Source organism: Lederbergia lenta NBRC 16444 (genome assembly GCF_001591545.1).
Taxonomy (GTDB): domain Bacteria; phylum Bacillota; class Bacilli; order Bacillales; family Bacillaceae_C; genus Lederbergia; species Lederbergia lenta.
On sequence record NZ_BCVC01000011.1, the window covers coordinates 1 to 17,047 of the forward strand.

Sequence of the window (17,047 nt, forward strand, 5' to 3'; positions counted from 1 at the left end):
TTAAGTTATTCCGCAGTAGCTCAGTGGTAGAGCTATCGGCTGTTAACCGATCGGTCGTAGGTTCGAATCCTACCTGCGGAGCCATATGCTTCCATAGCTCAGTCGGTAGAGTGCTTCCATGGTAAGGAAGAGGTCACCGGTTCGATTCCGGTTGGAAGCTCCAGGAACCTTTTACTATATACAACGGCCCCTTGGTCAAGCGGTTAAGACACCGCCCTTTCACGGCGGTAACACGGGTTCGAATCCCGTAGGGGTCACCACTACGATTTTAGTTAACATGGAGGATTAGCTCAGCTGGGAGAGCATCTGCCTTACAAGCAGAGGGTCGGCGGTTCGATCCCGTCATCCTCCATTCTTATGTTGTTTGGCCGGCCTAGCTCAATTGGTAGAGCAACTGACTTGTAATCAGTAGGTTGGGGGTTCAAGTCCTCTGGCCGGCACCATTTTTTTATTTGCCTATTTTCATAGGTGGGGTAGCGAAGTGGCTAAACGCGGCGGACTGTAAATCCGCTCCCTCGGGGTTCGGCGGTTCGAATCCGTCCCCCACCACCATTTATATTACATGTATATTTATTTGATTAAAGGAAAGTATACATATTATATTTCATTTCATCTATGGGCTATAGCCAAGCGGTAAGGCAACGGACTTTGACTCCGTCATTCGTTGGTTCGAATCCAGCTAGCCCAGCCATTGAGCCATTAGCTCAGTTGGTAGAGCATCTGACTTTTAATCAGAGGGTCGCAGGTTCGAATCCTGCATGGCTCATTTAAAAAACTGTATGAGTAACTATCAATCCCTACATTAAGGCCTCGTTCATTAGTTGAACGAGGCTTTTTGTTGTTTTGGGAAACGATAAAGTAAAAAGTAGGTTATTTGTGATCTACTTTCAAAAGAGAGCTCTTCGTCCAATTTCGCTGTACAGGACGTAGCTGTTATGGGAAACTTCTTCTGATTAGATTAATAATTGGTTCCAAATATTTTTTTCAAGCAGATAGACTTGTATATATATTCATAAAATTGTGGACTTGAGTCATTCCTTCTAATACATATACACTATTATATGGGAGGGGGAGTTTCAAATGAATAAAAAAATGTCAATATTGGGAGTGCCGATGGATTTAGGACAAATGCGTAGAGGGGTGGACATGGGGCCAAGTGCTATACGATACGCCGATGTTACCAAACGTATGGAAAAATTATTTTATGAAGTGGAAGATTTAGGCGATATAACTATAAAAAGAAATAACGGGATGATAGATGATACCCATCCATTAAGAAATTTACAAGCAATTATCGAAGTAAATACAATCCTTTCAGATCTAGTAGATAAAGTAATTAAAAAAGGAAATTTTCCTCTTGTTTTAGGTGGCGACCATAGTATTGCTATCGGTACTATAGCCGGGATAGCAAAGCATTATGATAATCTTGGTGTCATCTGGTATGATGCACATGGTGATTTAAATACAAAGGAAACTTCTCCATCTGGAAATATCCATGGTATGCCCCTTGCTGTAAGTTTAGGCCTTGGTCATCCTCATCTTACTAATATTGGTAGCTATAGTCCAAAAATAAAGCCAGAAAACGTAGTAATTATTGGTGCACGAGATCTCGACCAGGGAGAAAAGGCACTTATTAGAGAAAAGAATATTAAAATATATACAATGCATGAAATTGACCGTTTGGGAATGACAAAGGTGATAGAGGAAACGGTAATGTATTTAAAAGAACGGACAGATGGCATTCATTTGTCACTTGACTTAGATAGTTTAGATCCCCACGATGCTCCAGGAGTTGGAACACCAGTATTAGGTGGGATTAGTTATAGAGAAAGTCACTTAGCTATGGAAATGTTTGCTGAATCAGGATTAATAACCTCAGCGGAATTTGTTGAAGTGAATCCGATTTTGGATGAAAGAAATAAAACAGCGGAAGTTGCAGTAGCGTTAATGGGTTCGCTATTCGGAGAAAAACTAATATGACTTAAGGCAGCAGTTCATTACGCTTAGAACTACTGCCTCTTTATATCAATTGTCAATGCTTGGTACATGTTTAAGAGCTTGTCTAGGTGATCACTAATCCTAATCACTCTTTCGTCTATAAATGAGAAAGCCAAACCCAGCTCAACCATTTCCTGTCTATTTTTTTCGATTTTCAATAATAGATCTTCTTTACTCATATTTTTGGATCCCCTTTCTTATCAATTTATTATTGTATAGCCTTTCTTTTGAAAAAGTAAACCATTTACAGTAAAAATTTGTTAAGATAGAATGGTGAGCCTTTTTTGCTGCACCACGTAAGTAAAAGTGCTGCGCTAATAAAAATGAGGTATTAAAGCCAAATGTGAGAGTCCTGAATAACAAATTAATTCCTTTAAAAAGGTAAGGAAGCCTTTTTATTGAGGGTTTCTGCTTGTCATCAGATGGCAAGCCTCTTTTGTATTTAATTTTGAAACCTTTTTTGTTTACATACGTATAGATGGATAACCGCATAGAGCGGGAGGTAGAAAAGGAAATGGATGCGATTGTTAACGAAAGAATAAAGCAGGTGTTGAAGGGCGATCAAGAAGCCTTCGGTGATATTGTGGAATTATATAAAGATAGATTATTTCAACTAAGTTACCGGATGTTGGGGAACCGGCATGAGGCTGAAGATATCGCACAAGAAGCGTTTGTTAGGGCATATGTTAATATTCATAGTTTCAATCTAAATAGAAAGTTTTCCACATGGATTTATCGAATTGCTACAAATCTTTGCATTGATCGAATTAGGAAAAAGAAGCCTGATTATTTTCTAGATGCAGAGGTTTCGGGTACGGACGGCTTAACAATGTATTCCAAAATTGCAGCTGAAGGTAAATCTCCAGATAAAGAAGTGGAAACAATGGAATTACAAGAGATTGTTCAGAGGGAGATCTTACGATTGCCAGATAAATATAGAACAGTAATCGTATTGAGATATATGGATGAACTATCGCTAAATGAAATTAGTGAGATATTAGAAATCCCACTAGGAACAGTGAAGACTCGTGTCCATAGAGGACGGGAAGCTCTACGTAAACAGCTGCATAATTTTTAGAAAAGGTGGGAAGGAAATTGAAGGCATGTCCTGAAGAGATCGTTCTCTATATGCAAGAATATTTAGATGGTGATTTGTCTCGGGAAGATGAGCAAGTTTTAAAAGAACACTTACAAAATTGTTCTTCTTGCCAAACACATTTCCATGAACTGAAAAAAACGATAACTTATATTAAAAGCACTTCTCATATACAAGTATCTGATGGCTTTACAGCAAATGTCATGGCAAGATTACCGAAAGAAAAGAATAGCGTAGGTGTGAAACGATGGTTTCGTCACCACCCATTCCTTGCAGCCGCTTCATTATTTTTAATTCTAATGGCTGGAAGTGTATTTGGTATATGGAATGATGATCAGAAATTTTCTGTCACCAAGCAAGAGAATCTTGTAGTCGAAAATAGCACAGTAATTGTTCCTAAAGGCGAAGTGATAGACGGTAATATTACAGTGAAAAATGGAAACTTGAGAGTGGAAGGAATAGTTAATGGAAATGTGACCATAATTAATGGTGAACAGTATATGGCATCGGCCGGGAATGTGACTGGAGACATAGAAGAAATTGATGAAATGTTTGAATGGATATGGTATAAAATGAAAATAGGTGTTAAAAAGGTAACTAACCTTTTTGAGGAAGAATAGAGAGTCAGGAGAGATTCATAAAGATGGTCGATAGTAGACCATCCTTGTCGAGTCTTTTTTTTATGAAGTGTAAAATATATGGCTTTATCATAAGGATAAAGCACTTAGTTTGCTTTATTTCTTGCTAATAGCGGATAACGGGAGGGTTATGTTATAATAAATAGGTTATTTGAAGTCACAATAAACTTAAGCTGAAATCTTTAGTTGAAAAAATAGATGGGGGAAAGAATATGCCGTTTGCAGACTTTACCATCATGGACTATTTGTCCCGCATTGTGGATATACTCCTCGTTTGGTATGTCATATATAAACTTATCATGGTTATTCGCGGCACGAAAGCCGTACAGCTATTAAAGGGCATTTTTGTTATCATTATTATTTGGATGTTTAGCGATTTCCTCCATTTAAATACGTTAAATTGGATAATGGAAAGAGTAATTGATTGGGGATTTCTAGCTATCATTATCATATTTCAACCTGAATTACGGCGCACCCTTGAGCAAGTAGGAAGAGGTAAGATCTTTTTAAGAAGTGGAATTAATGAAGATGAAGAAAGAAAGCAAATGGTCGATTCTATTGCTGAAGCTGTTAATTATATGGCGAAACGGAGAATCGGAGCACTGATCTCGTTAGAAAGGGAAACCGGAATGGGAGATTATATTGAAACTGGTATCCCGTTAGCGTCCAAACTAACGCCAGAATTGTTAATTAACATATTTATCCCTAATACACCGCTCCATGATGGAGCCGTTATTATTCAAAAAATGCAAATTGCGGCAGCGGCCTGTTACTTACCATTGTCTGAAAGTCCATTTATCTCCAAGGAGTTAGGCACGAGACATCGAGCTGCACTTGGAATAAGTGAGGTAACAGATAGTTTAACTATTATCGTCTCTGAAGAAACAGGCAATGTTTCTGTTGCACAAAATGGGGAATTGCATAGGGAATTATCAAAGGAAAAATTCCATCAATTGCTAACAAAAGAACTGATTAATGATAATAAGGCTAACCCAGCTTCGTCAACACGATGGAAAAGAAGGGGGAAACCTAAAAATGGATAATTTTATGGAGAATCCCTGGTTTATTCGTATTGTCGCTTTATTATTAACTTTATTATTATTCGTTTCTGCTAATGATCTGGGGAAATCATCCGGTACGACGCCAAATGATATGGAAACGAATCATACAGACACAATTGTTGATGTGCCGGTTGAATTAATCTATGATTCAGAAAACCTAGTTGTTACAGGAGCACCTAAAACAGTTAATGTAAATATTAAAGGCCAACGCAGATTTGTTGAAGCGACAAAAAGACAAAGAGATTTCAGTGTTTACATTGATTTATCTGATGTAGAATTAGGTAAACATCGTGTACCGATTAAGTATAAAGATATCTCTGATAAATTAGTTACCAATATTGATCCAGTTTATGCTGATATTTCTTTACAAGAAAAAGTAACCGAAGAATTTCGGGTCGAAGCAGAATTTAATCGAAGTATATTAGCTGAAGGATTCGAAGCGGACCCTCCGGAAGTAGAGCCGAAAACAGTTAAAATAACTGCGGCAAAAGATACAATAGAAAAAATCACGTATGTAAAAGCAACGATTGATGCGAGTGGATTAATTAATGACACGATTAAGAGGGGAGCAAATGTGACTGTACTTGATCGCGATTTGAACAAGCTTGATGTCATAATTGAACCACCTTCTGTATCTGTTACAATTCCGGTGAAAAATCCAAGGAAAAACATATCGCTGAAAATAAAAGAAACCGGAACTCCGCCTGAGGATATTGTCATTAAAACGGTAAGTACTAATACACCAGAGATAATGGTTTTCGGCAGGACAGAAGTACTCCAGGATTTAAATGAAATAGAAATTTCTGTTGATGTAAGTAATATTCGTGAGGACACAGAAATGGAAGTACCCATAAAATATCCAGAGGGAGTAAATAGAATTACACCGGATAAAATTAAAGTAGAAATTACCACAGCAAAAAAAATGGAAGAAACGACTATAAATGATATTCCTTTGAAAAATAAGGGGCTCGATCCAAAATTTGATATAGAGTTATTGACTCCTGCTGATGGCGCAGTTTCACTTAAAGTTAGTGGTGAAACCGAAGATGTAAAAAAGGCCTCAAATAGTAATATCCAAGTCTTTTTACAATTGGAAGGTCTATCTGCAGGAGAACATGAAGTGGATTTAATGGTTGAAGGACCCGAGGGTTTAGAATATGAATTATCTACGAAAAAGGTCAAAGTAATATTAACTGAAAAGGAAAATGTCTAAAAAAGACATTGTTCGAAGAAGGAGCGATAGATAGAATGGGTAAATATTTTGGAACTGATGGAGTAAGAGGGGTAGCAAACGCGGAACTAACACCAGAACTGGCTTTTAAATTAGGACGATTCGGTGGATACGTTTTGACAAAAGATGCGGAGCGTCCCAAGGTTCTCATCGGTCGTGATACCCGTATTTCCGGACATATGCTAGAGGGAGCATTAGTATCAGGGTTACTTTCCATAGGAGCCGAGGTAATGCGTCTTGGTGTTATTTCTACGCCGGGAGTTTCATATTTGACAAAAGTGTTAGGGGCTCAAGCAGGAGTGATGATTTCTGCTTCACATAATCCAGTCTCTGATAACGGCATTAAATTTTTTGGCCCCGATGGATTTAAGCTTTCCGATGAACAAGAAAAGGAAATAGAGGATCTTCTTGATTTAGATGAAGATACTTTGCCACGTCCTGTAGGAGCAGATTTAGGATTGGTAAGTGACTATTTCGAAGGTGGGCAAAAATATCTTCAGTTCTTAAAGCAGACGGTTGATGAGGAATTCTCTGGTATTCATGTAGCACTTGATTGTGCCCATGGAGCAACATCGTCTTTAGCGACTCATTTATTTGCAGATCTTGATGCAGATATTTCGACGATGGGGTCATCACCAAATGGTTTAAATATTAACGAAGGTGTTGGATCCACTCATCCAGAAGCATTAGCAGCCCTTGTAAAAGAGAAAGATGCTGATGTTGGTCTTGCGTTTGATGGCGATGGTGATCGTTTAATTGCAATAGATGAGCTTGGTAATATTATCGATGGGGATCAAATTCTCTATATTTGTGGCCAGCATCTGAAAGAGGAAGGTCGCTTAAAACAATCTACTGTTGTATCTACTATTATGAGTAATCTTGGTTATTATAAGGCGTTAGAAGAACTTGGAATTAATAGTGTCCAAACTGCTGTTGGTGACCGTTACGTGGTAGAAGAAATGAAGAATAACGGATTTAACCTTGGTGGTGAGCAATCTGGTCATATTATTTTTCTAGATTATAATACAACAGGTGATGGTCTTTTAACGGGGTTACAACTTGTTAATATTATGAAGATGACAGGAAAGCCACTATCAGAGCTTGCGAAGGGAATGAAAAAGTATCCCCAGAGACTAGTTAATATTAAAGTTACAGATAAGCATCATGTAACTGATAATGAAAAGGTCAAAGAAATTATCGAACGCGTAGAAGCGGAAATGAATGGTAATGGAAGGATACTTGTTCGTCCTTCGGGAACCGAGCCTTTGGTTCGTGTTATGTGCGAAGCCTCAACTGAGGAACTATGTGAGGATTATGTAGAACGGATCGCAACAGTGGTACGAACGGAAATGGGTTTAGATGGTATTTAAGCAACGAAATAATGAGCATAAGGGCTGCTTAATTGTGGCTCTTATGCTTATTTTTTTATGAATTAAATTTTAATAAATACAATACAGATTGAACTTGCTGTATATGCATACTCATGACATATTGATTGGCTTGCATCAATATGTTTGCTTTTGTTAAATTCATTATTTCTTTTGCAATATCAGCATCTCTGATCCGTGACTCAGCAGCTAATAGATTTTCTTCCATTGTCATCGTATTATTATAAGTGTGTTCTAATCTGTTCATATACGCACCTATTTTAGACCGTTCAGAAGAAACCTTTTGAATAGCCTTATCCATATCAGCAATAGCATTATTAGCATCTTCACGCGTAGCAATGGTCAAATCGTTTATTCCGATTGCCTCAGCTCCCATGTTACCAATAGAAAACTGAACGAATTGCCCTGCATTCGCCCCTACTTGAATAGAGAAGGAATTTCTTGAACCATCAAGAAGTGGTGATGAATTAAATTCGGTATTCTTAGAAATTCTTGTAATTTCTTGTTTCAATTCTTCAAATTCGACCGCTAATGCTTTGCGGTCTTCATCTGTATACGTATCGTTTGCTGCTTGAACACTTAATTCACGCATGCGTTGCAAAATGCTATGTGTTTCATTTAAACCACCCTCAGCTGTTTGCAATAAAGAAATCCCATCTTGAATATTTCTACCAGCCATGTTTAATCCGCGAATTTGAGCCCGCATCTTTTCAGAGATTGCAAGACCAGCAGGATCGTCACTCGCCCTGTTAATACGTAGCCCCGATGAAATACGTTCCATAGACCTTTGTGCGATGGCGGATTGGCGATTCATTTGATTGATAATTGATAAGCCTGTGGCATTCCAAATTCCAAGCATCTGACTTCCTCCATTATAGCTTTAGTGTATATATCGGTATTGTAGACGATAAATGAAGATAAGAAGCAAGGATAGTAATGAAAAGCTATCATCGCTACATTTGGTAAAAGTTATTAGGATAGTCGAATAGTTGATATAGTATAGTGAGCAGGGGAAACAAGCTAAGCTTTGTGAATCCAGTCTTCAAGTCAATACTTTCATCATTATAATAAGGAAGTGTTATTCGTGTCGATCAATTATAAACCAGCCATCCATTTTAAGGAAGTTCATTATTCTGTTGATGGTACCCATATATTAAAAAGTATTACAGGATCGTTCCCGATAGGTAAGATTACCACTTTAGTTGGTCCTTCAGGAGCTGGAAAAACAACATTACTTAAATTATGTAATGGATTGAATTCTCCTACTGAGGGTGAAATTTATATAAATAATACTAAAGTGAGTGAATATAATCCAATTGAATTACGGCGCAATGTAGGAATAGCCCTACAAAATGCCCCGATGATCAGTGGAACTGTATTTAATAATCTTGCATTGCCTTTAGAATTACAAGGAGAAAGGTTGGCGGAAAAAGAGGCGATAGGATTTTTGGAAGATGTCGGTTTGGATAGGCAGTTTTTACATAGAAAAGTCAAAGACTTATCAGGAGGGCAACGGCAAAAGGTATCTATTGCCCGAACACTTGTTAATCGTCCGCACATTTTATTATTAGATGAAATTACTTCTTCCTTAGATAAATCCTCATTAAAAGAAGTGGAGGAGTTAATAGTAAAAATTAATCGGAAATATGAAGTATCAATGATCTGGATTACACATAATTTGCAGCAAGCTTTATCGATAGGAGACTATACTTGGGTGATGATGAACGGTCAAGTGATAGAAACAGGAGAAAGTTCGCTTCTTACTTCACCTACAACCGAACAAGTAAAACGCTTTGTAGAGGGGGGAATTGAATGAGTTTTGCGGCCTTATCAATTACCCTTATATTTGTTATTATACCGTTCATCCTATCAAAAACATTAAGACTAGGATTGGAAAAGGATACAATTATTGCAACGATGCGATCAATCATTCAACTTTTGGCTGTCGGTTATATACTTAAATTTGTGTTCGAAGCAGACAATCTGATTTATATCTTTTTAATGGTAATACTGATGATTGGTACCGCGACGCACAATGTGCGTAAAAAGGGCCAAGCTATTAAAGGAATCACTTGGAAGGTTGCTCTTACTTTCATAGTTATTGAGATATTGACGCAAGGTATTTTAATAGGCTTTCACATAACACCACCGACTGCTCAATATATTATTTCAATTAGCGGGATGGTTATCGGAAATTCAATGGTATTGTCCATTCTTTTTCTTAATCGTTTCACAGCAGAAGTAGAAGCACATCAGGATGAAACAGAATTAATATTGTCACTTGGTGGAACACCGAAACAAGCGATACATACACAGTTAATCCAATCGATTAAAGCAAGTATGATTCCGACGGTCGAGAGTCAAAAAACAATTGGTCTGGTACAATTACCGGGGATGATGAGTGGTCAAATTATTGCGGGTGCCGATCCAATCCAAGCAGTACAATTTCAGTTATTAATTGTTTTTCTTATTTTAACAAATGCTGCGGTTACAAGTGTGATGCTTGGTTTTTTATCGTATCCGAGTTTATTTAATGAGCGCATGCAACTTTTAAAATAAGAGCATGAAAACATCATTAGGGATTGGTTAAATCCAATCCCTAAACAAGCAAATCTAATCCATTGCCCGCTTTTTAGCTAAAAGCTTTTGAAACTCCATTTCAAGTTCTTTTGAGGGTTCAATACTGAGTTGCCCCAAAACAGCAGTGATCTTGTTTTCTAATAGAAGACGCTCGTCTTCGTTCACATCTCTGTTTATGGGTGGTACATAATGGATGTACTCATCGTAAGTGCCATCAAATAGGTAAATTACTTGCTTCTTGATCTCTAAAATTTTTGTGGCTATCGATTGAATAAAACGACGATCATGAGAAACAAGTAATATGGTGCCTTCATAGTCTTTTAATAGACCTTCAAGTGCTTCGACTGCCTCAATATCAAGAAAATTTGTAGGTTCATCTAAAACCAATGTGTTGATTTCACTTACAAACAATTTAGCAAAGGCTACCTTTACTCGTTCGCCTCCACTTAAGACGCCAACTTTTTTATAAACATCCTCTCTAAAGAAATGTAGTCTTGCTAGAACGGTACGAATAAAGCCCTCCTCTTGATTGGAAGTGGAGCGAACATTATCAAGAATGGATTGATTTATATTTAATACATCTAAATTTTGACTAAAATAGCCTATCTTCATTGAAGGAGAGATATTTACACCATGCTCTTCATTCATTATCTTCTTCAGGAGGGTTGTTTTTCCACTACCATTTTGACCAATAATGGCTAGTTTATCTCCACCTCTTATCTCGAAGTTTGCATCATTCCAAAGGATTCTTTTGTCAATTATTCCAGGTAGTTCTTTTACTCGTAAAACGATTCGTCCTTTAAATGTTTCCTCGTTTGGTAGCTTCATCTTTACTGCAGGTAATTCTTTTACCTTTTCCACTTCTTCTAGTTTCTCTAACCTTGTTTCAATTGCTTTTGCTGCTTTTCGAAGTTTCTTTTGTTTATTTGCAAAATACGGTTTAGCACCTGTAATTCTTGCTTCTGATGGACTCACTTTTTTCGGTGTTTTTGTAGCTCGCTCTGCCTTTTGTTCTTTTAATATGAGGGCATCTTCCAGTTGTTTTTTCTTTTTTTCATATTGTTCATAAGCATTTTCATGTTGCCTGCGCTCTGCATCCTTTTGTGCGACATAAGCTGAATAATTCCCTTTATACTCTGTTACCTTCCCATCATTTATTTCCCATATCGTTGTACATAGGGAATCTAAAAAGGCGCGGTCATGGGATACAATAACGATAGCTCCTTGCAGTCTTAATAGTTGTTTTTCTAGTTTTTCAATATGCAATGTATCAAGATTCGTCGTAGGTTCATCGGCAAGTAAAATCTCGGGCTTTTTCGATATTGCCCGATTAATATAGTCCTGTGTAACTTCTCCACCACTTTTTGTCGTATTTGTATGCTTCAACTGTGGTAGGAGTTCGCAGTCTACATAAGAAACGACTGTTCCTGTACTTGGCTGTTTCTTGCTAGCTAATAGCTCTAATAGAGTTGTTTTTCCACTGCCATTGCTTCCGACGAGACCAATACGATCTCTACTTTGAATACATAAATGCTCTGTATCAATTAATAAACGATCCTTTACATAGAGCTTTAAATGATTCGCTTCTAATAAAATCATACAATCATCCCCATCTAATCATATTATGGAGACAAAAATGCCTCCTATCCATCATTCAGAATAGGAGGCACAGGTGTACAGCAAAAAAGAGACTACTCCCTTTTGCCCAACCATGAAAAACCTATCCTATTCTGAAAAAACCGCTGAAGACATACTGAATTAGGCAGATAAATAAATCTGCTAAACAACATGCATTCAATCGACTGTTTTCAAAAAATAGGATTAGTACTTCATGTAATTGGGTCACCCTTCCGTTTTAAGTTAGGGATAGTATAAACTATTTCAAATCATATGTCCATTGAATCTTAACCGTTTTTTGAAATGGAAGGAAATATACCTTTCATTTAGGATCTAATCGTATAAAGTGTTGTTATTGCCCTTCAGGTGAAACAATGAATTCCTTTTTGCCTGCACGCATACCGGAAATAAATAATGCGATGGTAGCGATAAAAAAGAGTGATAGTGGAATCGACCAGCTCGCTGTCACATCATGTAAGAAACCAAATAATACTGGGCCAATCGCCGCAAGTGTGTATCCGAATGACTGTGCCATACCAGATAATTCCGCTGCTTCATGTGATGTATTCGTGCGAAGTGTGAAGAACATCATTGCTAACCCAAAAGCAGAGCCGCCTGCTATTCCAAGTAGAATCATCCACAATGGAATGAGTGAAACCTCACCAATAAGAATACCTCCAAAACCTATGAGGAAAAAAGCCGAAGTTAATAAAACCAGTATTCGTTGATCTTTTAATTGTCCTGCAATAACTGGAATGATAAATGTCATCGGCAATTGAGCAAATTGCATTAGAGACAACATCCAACCGGCCTGTCCTGCATGAACGCCCTGTACTTTTAATACTTCAGGTAACCAAGCCGAAGTAGTATAAAATATCAATGATTGTAATCCCATAAATAGCGTAATATTCCATGCTAATGGAGAACGCCATAAATCAAGGGATTGCTGTTTTTGAGCTGGGATAGTTGATACATTTGCTCGTTTTTTCCCTTTTAACTGTGGTAGCCAAATAATAGCGGCAATCAATGATAGAAGCGCCCAGCAACCTAACGCACCTTCCCAACCAAATCGCACTCCACTTGCAAGCGGAACACTAATACCGGCAGCTACTGCACCAGATAAATTCATCGATACAGAATAGACACCCGTTAATAAGCCAATATGAAGAGGGAAGTTCAACTTGATTAATCCTGGTAAGAGAACATTCCCAAATGCAATGGAAAGACCTAATAGAAAAGTTCCTATCAGTAGGTATGGAGTCGTACCTAATGAGCGAATAACAATCCCTAAAGTTAATAAACAAAGGGAAGCGAATAAAGTTTTTTCTAAACCAAAGCGCCGAGCTAATTTCGGAGCAAAGGGAGAAATGAGTGCAAAGGCGAGTAATGGAATGGTCGTTAGAAAGCCTGCTAGCACATTTGAAACATCCAAGGAAGCTCTAATCGAGGAAATTAATGGACCAACAGAGGTTAAAGGTGACCGAAGGGTTGAAGCAATAAAAACAATCCCTATAATTAGCAACCAATAATGACGTGAGAATTTTATTTTTTTACTTGTAGGTACCGATTGTTGAACAGCCACGATAATGCCTCCGAAAAATTAGTAGTAAAAATGAACATATTTCCTTATTAAGCGTACCATTTCAATTGTTTATTGTAAAAATTAGAGAAGCTAAATTCCTGCAAGATTCAAGGAAAATTGACACTTGCCTATTAACGTGAAAAAATGGAAAATAGAACTGATGATGAGTATAAAGGAGTTTTTCATATGAGCCGTCGAGTTGTTATAACAGGATATGGAGTAATTTCGCCATTAGGAAATGAAGTAGGTACATTTTGGAATAATATTCGGGCAGGAAAATCAGGTATTAAAAAAATCGAGTCAGAAGATTATAAAGACATTAATACCAAAATAGGTGGTTATATTGATGACTTTCCTGCGGAAGAATACTTCGATAAAAAAGAATTAGGGAAATACGATTTATTTGTACAATATGCTTATGCTGCTGCTAAACAAGCACTAGATCAAGCGCAATTGGATTTAGAAAATATGAATAAGGAACGATTTGGTGTTTATGTTGGTTCTGGTATTGGGGGAATAGACACTACATTAGAAAATCATAAGCTTTTGTTAGAAAGAGGTAGTAGAAGGGTATCACCATTCATGGTTCCAATGATGATTAGTAATATGGCAACTGGGATTATTGCGATAAAAACAGGATTTAAAGGTCCAAGCTTTTCCCCAGTTTCAGCTTGTGCAACGGGGAATCATGCTATCGGTGAAGCATATTTGAATATTAAACATGGATACTCCGACGGCATTCTAGCTGGGGGTGCGGAGGCAACGATTAACCCATTATCATTCGCTGGCTTTTCGAGAATGAGAGCTATGTCTACACGAAATGATTATCCAGAACAGGCTAGTCGCCCTTTTGACCGTGAACGTGATGGCTTTGTTATGTCAGAAGGATCCGGTGTTTTGCTACTTGAAGAGTATGAGCATGCTAAGCAAAGAGGAGCAACGATTTTAGGTGAAATAGTTGGTTATGGCTCAACGACTGACGCATATCATATTACTTCTCCTGATTATGAAGGAGCTGCAAGAGCGATGAAGCTAGCTCTAGATATGGGAGGGATTAATCCTAAAGATGTAGATTATATCAATGCACACGGTACTAGCACACCTGAAGGGGATAAATCCGAAACAAAAGCAATCAAAAGTGTTTTCGGTGATCATGCCTATAAATTAAAAGTAAGTTCAACAAAATCAATGACGGGACATCATTTTGGAGCAGCCGGTGGAATTGAGGCCATCATCACACTAAAAGGTGTAATGGAGAATATAGCACCGCCAACGATTAATTATGAAAACCCCGATGAAGAATGTGACCTTGATTATGTTCCGAATGAAGCGGTAAAAACAGAAATAAAATATGCAGTCTCAAATGGTTTCGGTTTTGGGGGACATAATGCGGTCTTAGCATTTAAAAAGTTTGAAAATTAATTGAAAAGATTTAAGAAGCTCCCCCTGCTGTCTTAGGGTGGAGCTTCAAATGATTTTACGTTTCCTTATAAAAAAGATGCAGCCTACTGTTATGGGATCTTTCCATGGCTAGAAGGAATCCTAGTGGTACAAACGAAGAATAAGCAAATATCTTTATATGTAATAACGGTAATTTTATAAAAGGGAGAAAGTCTATGCCAATTATAAGACATGAGCAATTTATTCGCGCGTCTGTAAATGTCTGTTTTGACCTTGCGAGAAATGTAAATATTCATACTAAAACTACGTCAAATACAAAAGAAATAATTGTCGGTGGGGTGTCAAATGGGCTATTAGAGGAAGGAGATACCGTGACCTGGGAAGCCGTTCATTTTGGTGTAAAACAAAGGTTAACTGCCAAAGTAATCCAAATGGAAAAGCCTAATATGTTTGTAGATATTATGCTCAAGGGGGCTTTCAGTTCTTTCATTCATACCCATCAATTTGTGGAAAAGGAATCCGGCACATTAATGATTGATACATTTGATTACACTTCCCCTTTTGGCTTTATTGGCATTATGGCTGACAAGTTGTTCTTGGAGAAATATATGAGAGAGTTTATCATCTCTCGAGCAAAAGAACTAAAAAAGATAGCAGAAGATATAAATTAGCTTCATTATCAAAAAGAGTAGCTAATTGTGGTCGGATTGTCTTAAAAGAAAGCTCGTTTATTGATGTGAAGAAAAATAGTTAGTCTTTTTTATTTATCTGTTTTAAATCGAAGTAAAACCATACAGACATAAAAATATAATAGGCGAGAATAATCTTTAACGTCATTTCGAGATCTTCCCAATTATTATGGATAGTACAAAGTATCGTTACCGAAAGTAAAAATGCAATCGGGTATACTAAAAAGCGTGTCATAAATTCCTTTTCTAGATTCATAATTTACCACTCCCAGAGTAAAATGTATGTTTAAGGTGAAAATTTCATGACTGAATAGAAAAAGAGTACTAAGTCCTAGAAAATAGCACTCTTTCTTTCGCATTAACTATTATGCAGTGACTTCCTTGATTACTTGCACATATTTCGGATACCACTTTTCCCAATCCGCCTTTCGATCTTCTATTGACTTGCCAGCGAGTAATGCTTGGATAACATCAAGGCATACATGCCAGCCAGCAAGATCCCTTGGGGTATGATCTGTCATTGTGTTCATTTTCTCTTTCAATACGAGAAGGCATCCTACCTGCTTCGGGTACAACTCAAAGCGAACAGCATCTTTGTCCCATGTAAACTCTAAAACGGACTCCATTTTAAGCTCGAGAATCTTCATCTCTTCAAACGTTCCATCCTGCATATCGAACTTAATCACTCCTCCTTCGCGAAGATCCTCGATTAGGAGCTCAGAAAACCATTCTTTTAGCTTCTCATTATCTGTTAACATCGCCCATACTTGGCCAACTGAGTGATCTAAAGGGCGTTCAAATGTAGCGATATACCCATTGTTTACCTGCTTTAATTCAGCTATCATTTATGATCCTCCTCTTTTATTAATAACTATAAAATGTGTTTTCTATCATACATGATGATGCAGACTAATGTTACTAAAGCGTCTTTATTATAGAAGCTAAAGTGTCAGTAATAATGCTCATTAGTAGTGCAGGCAATGTGACGTCTCCGTGTCATTTATAAGTAATTTGTACCGAACTTCTCACAATCGGTTATAATAGAGCGAAATGCAATAGTAGCGCAAATGGTATAATAATAGGTAGTATTAATTTGATGATAGGGAGTACGAGTATGACATTTATTCAAAATTTAATTAGTTTTATTTTGCATATAGATGAACATTTGGTAGAGATTATCCAAATATTTGATGTTTGGTCTTATGTCATTTTATTTTTAATTGTTTTTGTTGAAACGGGTATTGTTATTTTCCCTTTTTTACCGGGTGATTCATTATTATTTGCTAGTGGTACTTTAGCGGCATTAGACGCGTTTAATATTGGACTTCTTGTCATAGTTTTCTTTGTTGCTGCTGTTCTCGGTGATACGGTAAATTATCATATCGGAAAAAAAGTAGGGACATCGATTCCACCAAATAGTTGGTTAGGAAAAGTGATAAACCAAGAGAAAATGAAAAAGGCAGAGGATTTCTTTAACAAACATGGTGGTAAAACCATTATTATTGCTCGCTTTATGCCGTTTATTCGTACATTTGCCCCGTTTGTGGCAGGAGCTAGCCGAATGAATTACCGTTATTTTATTATTTATAATGTAGTCGGAGCCGCTCTTTGGGTTGGATTATGTACGATGGCAGGCTATTTCTTTGGGAATATACCAATTATTAAAAATAACTTTTCGACCGTCCTATTATTGATTATCTTTTTATCTGTTCTACCTGCTTTGATTGGTTTTATCAAAAGTCGTTTAGCGAAGTAACACTAAGAGA

General features: G+C 37.3%; 17 protein-coding genes and 8 tRNA genes. 19 read left to right on the plus strand and 6 right to left on the minus strand.

Annotated features, from left to right (window positions below):
* Nucleotides 1-9: 9 nt before the first annotated feature.
* The 9 genes from BLE01S_RS18370 to rocF all read left to right on the plus strand — a co-directional run bounded on the left by BLE01S_RS18370 (nucleotide 10) and on the right by rocF (nucleotide 1,980).
* Nucleotides 10-84, plus strand: a tRNA-Asn gene (locus tag BLE01S_RS18370).
* A gap of 3 nt (nucleotides 85-87) precedes the next feature.
* Nucleotides 88-163 (plus strand) — tRNA-Thr (locus BLE01S_RS18375).
* 22 nt (nucleotides 164-185) lie between these two features.
* Nucleotides 186-260, plus strand: a tRNA-Glu gene (locus BLE01S_RS18380).
* Nucleotides 261-279: 19 nt separating this feature from the next.
* Nucleotides 280-352 (plus strand) — tRNA-Val (locus BLE01S_RS18385).
* 15 nt (nucleotides 353-367) lie between these two features.
* Nucleotides 368-443: transfer RNA gene (locus tag BLE01S_RS18390), tRNA-Thr, on the plus strand.
* A 24-nt stretch (nucleotides 444-467) separates the two neighbouring features.
* Nucleotides 468-552: transfer RNA gene (locus BLE01S_RS18395), tRNA-Tyr, on the plus strand.
* Between the two features lie 64 nt (nucleotides 553-616).
* Nucleotides 617-691, plus strand: a tRNA-Gln gene (locus tag BLE01S_RS18400).
* A gap of 2 nt (nucleotides 692-693) precedes the next feature.
* Nucleotides 694-766: transfer RNA gene (locus BLE01S_RS18405), tRNA-Lys, on the plus strand.
* Between the two features lie 314 nt (nucleotides 767-1,080).
* Entirely contained in the window at nucleotides 1,081-1,980 is a 900-nt protein-coding gene (gene rocF, locus BLE01S_RS18410; protein WP_066145848.1) for an arginase, read from the plus strand.
* Nucleotides 1,981-2,009: 29 nt separating this feature from the next.
* On the opposite strand, the gene BLE01S_RS20610 is transcribed toward rocF, so the two are convergent.
* Nucleotides 2,010-2,177, minus strand: coding sequence for an aspartyl-phosphate phosphatase Spo0E family protein (locus BLE01S_RS20610; protein WP_082788820.1), 168 nt, complete (start codon nucleotides 2,175-2,177; stop codon nucleotides 2,010-2,012).
* Between the two features lie 335 nt (nucleotides 2,178-2,512).
* On the opposite strand from BLE01S_RS20610, the gene sigW reads away from it, so the two are divergent.
* The 5 genes from sigW (at nucleotide 2,513) to glmM (ending at nucleotide 7,394) form a co-directional block, all read left to right on the plus strand.
* Nucleotides 2,513-3,076 carry an RNA polymerase sigma factor SigW gene (gene sigW / locus BLE01S_RS18415; RefSeq protein ID WP_066145851.1) on the plus strand — a complete coding sequence of 188 codons (564 nt, stop codon included), beginning with the start codon at nucleotides 2,513-2,515 and terminating at the stop codon, nucleotides 3,074-3,076.
* A 17-nt stretch (nucleotides 3,077-3,093) separates the two neighbouring features.
* Nucleotides 3,094-3,714, plus strand: coding sequence for an anti-sigma factor family protein (locus BLE01S_RS18420; protein WP_082788821.1), 621 nt, complete (start codon nucleotides 3,094-3,096; stop codon nucleotides 3,712-3,714).
* 230 nt (nucleotides 3,715-3,944) lie between these two features.
* Entirely contained in the window at nucleotides 3,945-4,775 is an 831-nt protein-coding gene (gene cdaA / locus BLE01S_RS18425; protein WP_066145853.1) for a diadenylate cyclase CdaA, read from the plus strand.
* The gene (locus BLE01S_RS18430; protein WP_066145856.1) at nucleotides 4,768-6,006 is read left to right on the plus strand and encodes a CdaR family protein; all 1,239 of its coding nucleotides are present in this window, start codon (nucleotides 4,768-4,770) and stop codon (nucleotides 6,004-6,006) included. Before cdaA ends, BLE01S_RS18430 begins: the two co-directional genes overlap by 8 nt.
* Before the next feature lie 35 nt (nucleotides 6,007-6,041).
* A complete protein-coding gene (gene glmM, locus BLE01S_RS18435; protein WP_066145859.1) occupies nucleotides 6,042-7,394 on the plus strand; it encodes a phosphoglucosamine mutase in 1,353 nt (450 codons plus the stop codon).
* A 55-nt stretch (nucleotides 7,395-7,449) separates the two neighbouring features.
* On the opposite strand, the gene BLE01S_RS18440 is transcribed toward glmM, so the two are convergent.
* The gene (locus tag BLE01S_RS18440; RefSeq protein ID WP_066145862.1) at nucleotides 7,450-8,271 is read right to left on the minus strand and encodes a flagellin N-terminal helical domain-containing protein; all 822 of its coding nucleotides are present in this window, start codon (nucleotides 8,269-8,271) and stop codon (nucleotides 7,450-7,452) included.
* 225 nt (nucleotides 8,272-8,496) lie between these two features.
* Between BLE01S_RS18440 and BLE01S_RS18445 the strand changes: the two genes are divergently transcribed.
* Together BLE01S_RS18445 and BLE01S_RS18450 are read left to right on the plus strand one after the other, a co-directional pair.
* Nucleotides 8,497-9,228: an ABC transporter ATP-binding protein gene (locus BLE01S_RS18445; RefSeq protein ID WP_066145866.1), complete on the plus strand. Its 732-nt coding sequence runs from the start codon at nucleotides 8,497-8,499 to the stop codon at nucleotides 9,226-9,228.
* Entirely contained in the window at nucleotides 9,225-9,971 is a 747-nt protein-coding gene (locus BLE01S_RS18450) for an ABC transporter permease (RefSeq protein ID WP_066145869.1), read from the plus strand. Before BLE01S_RS18445 ends, BLE01S_RS18450 begins: the two co-directional genes overlap by 4 nt.
* Nucleotides 9,972-10,025: 54 nt before the next feature.
* Here the strand turns inward: BLE01S_RS18450 and BLE01S_RS18455 are convergent, their stop codons facing one another.
* On the minus strand, nucleotides 10,026-11,591 hold the full coding sequence (locus BLE01S_RS18455) for a Vga family ABC-F type ribosomal protection protein (protein WP_066145872.1): 1,566 nt from the start codon (nucleotides 11,589-11,591) through the stop codon (nucleotides 10,026-10,028).
* A 370-nt stretch (nucleotides 11,592-11,961) separates the two neighbouring features.
* Nucleotides 11,962-13,191, minus strand: coding sequence for a CynX/NimT family MFS transporter (locus BLE01S_RS18460; protein ID WP_066145875.1), 1,230 nt, complete (start codon nucleotides 13,189-13,191; stop codon nucleotides 11,962-11,964).
* Nucleotides 13,192-13,377: 186 nt separating this feature from the next.
* Between BLE01S_RS18460 and fabF the strand changes: the two genes are divergently transcribed.
* Nucleotides 13,378-14,613 carry a beta-ketoacyl-ACP synthase II gene (gene fabF, locus BLE01S_RS18465; protein ID WP_066145878.1) on the plus strand — a complete coding sequence of 412 codons (1,236 nt, stop codon included), beginning with the start codon at nucleotides 13,378-13,380 and terminating at the stop codon, nucleotides 14,611-14,613.
* Between the two features lie 194 nt (nucleotides 14,614-14,807).
* Entirely contained in the window at nucleotides 14,808-15,263 is a 456-nt protein-coding gene (locus tag BLE01S_RS18470) for an SRPBCC family protein (protein ID WP_066145880.1), read from the plus strand.
* Nucleotides 15,264-15,342: 79 nt separating this feature from the next.
* Here the strand turns inward: BLE01S_RS18470 and BLE01S_RS18475 are convergent, their stop codons facing one another.
* Nucleotides 15,343-15,537, minus strand: coding sequence for a hypothetical protein (locus BLE01S_RS18475; RefSeq protein WP_066145883.1), 195 nt, complete (start codon nucleotides 15,535-15,537; stop codon nucleotides 15,343-15,345).
* A 109-nt stretch (nucleotides 15,538-15,646) separates the two neighbouring features.
* Nucleotides 15,647-16,126, minus strand: a complete 480-nt coding sequence (locus BLE01S_RS18480) for an SRPBCC family protein (RefSeq protein ID WP_066145886.1) — start codon at nucleotides 16,124-16,126, stop codon at nucleotides 15,647-15,649.
* A 269-nt stretch (nucleotides 16,127-16,395) separates the two neighbouring features.
* On the opposite strand from BLE01S_RS18480, the gene BLE01S_RS18485 reads away from it, so the two are divergent.
* Nucleotides 16,396-17,037, plus strand: coding sequence for a DedA family protein (locus BLE01S_RS18485; RefSeq protein WP_066145889.1), 642 nt, complete (start codon nucleotides 16,396-16,398; stop codon nucleotides 17,035-17,037).
* The last annotated feature ends 10 nt before the right edge of the window (nucleotides 17,038-17,047 follow it).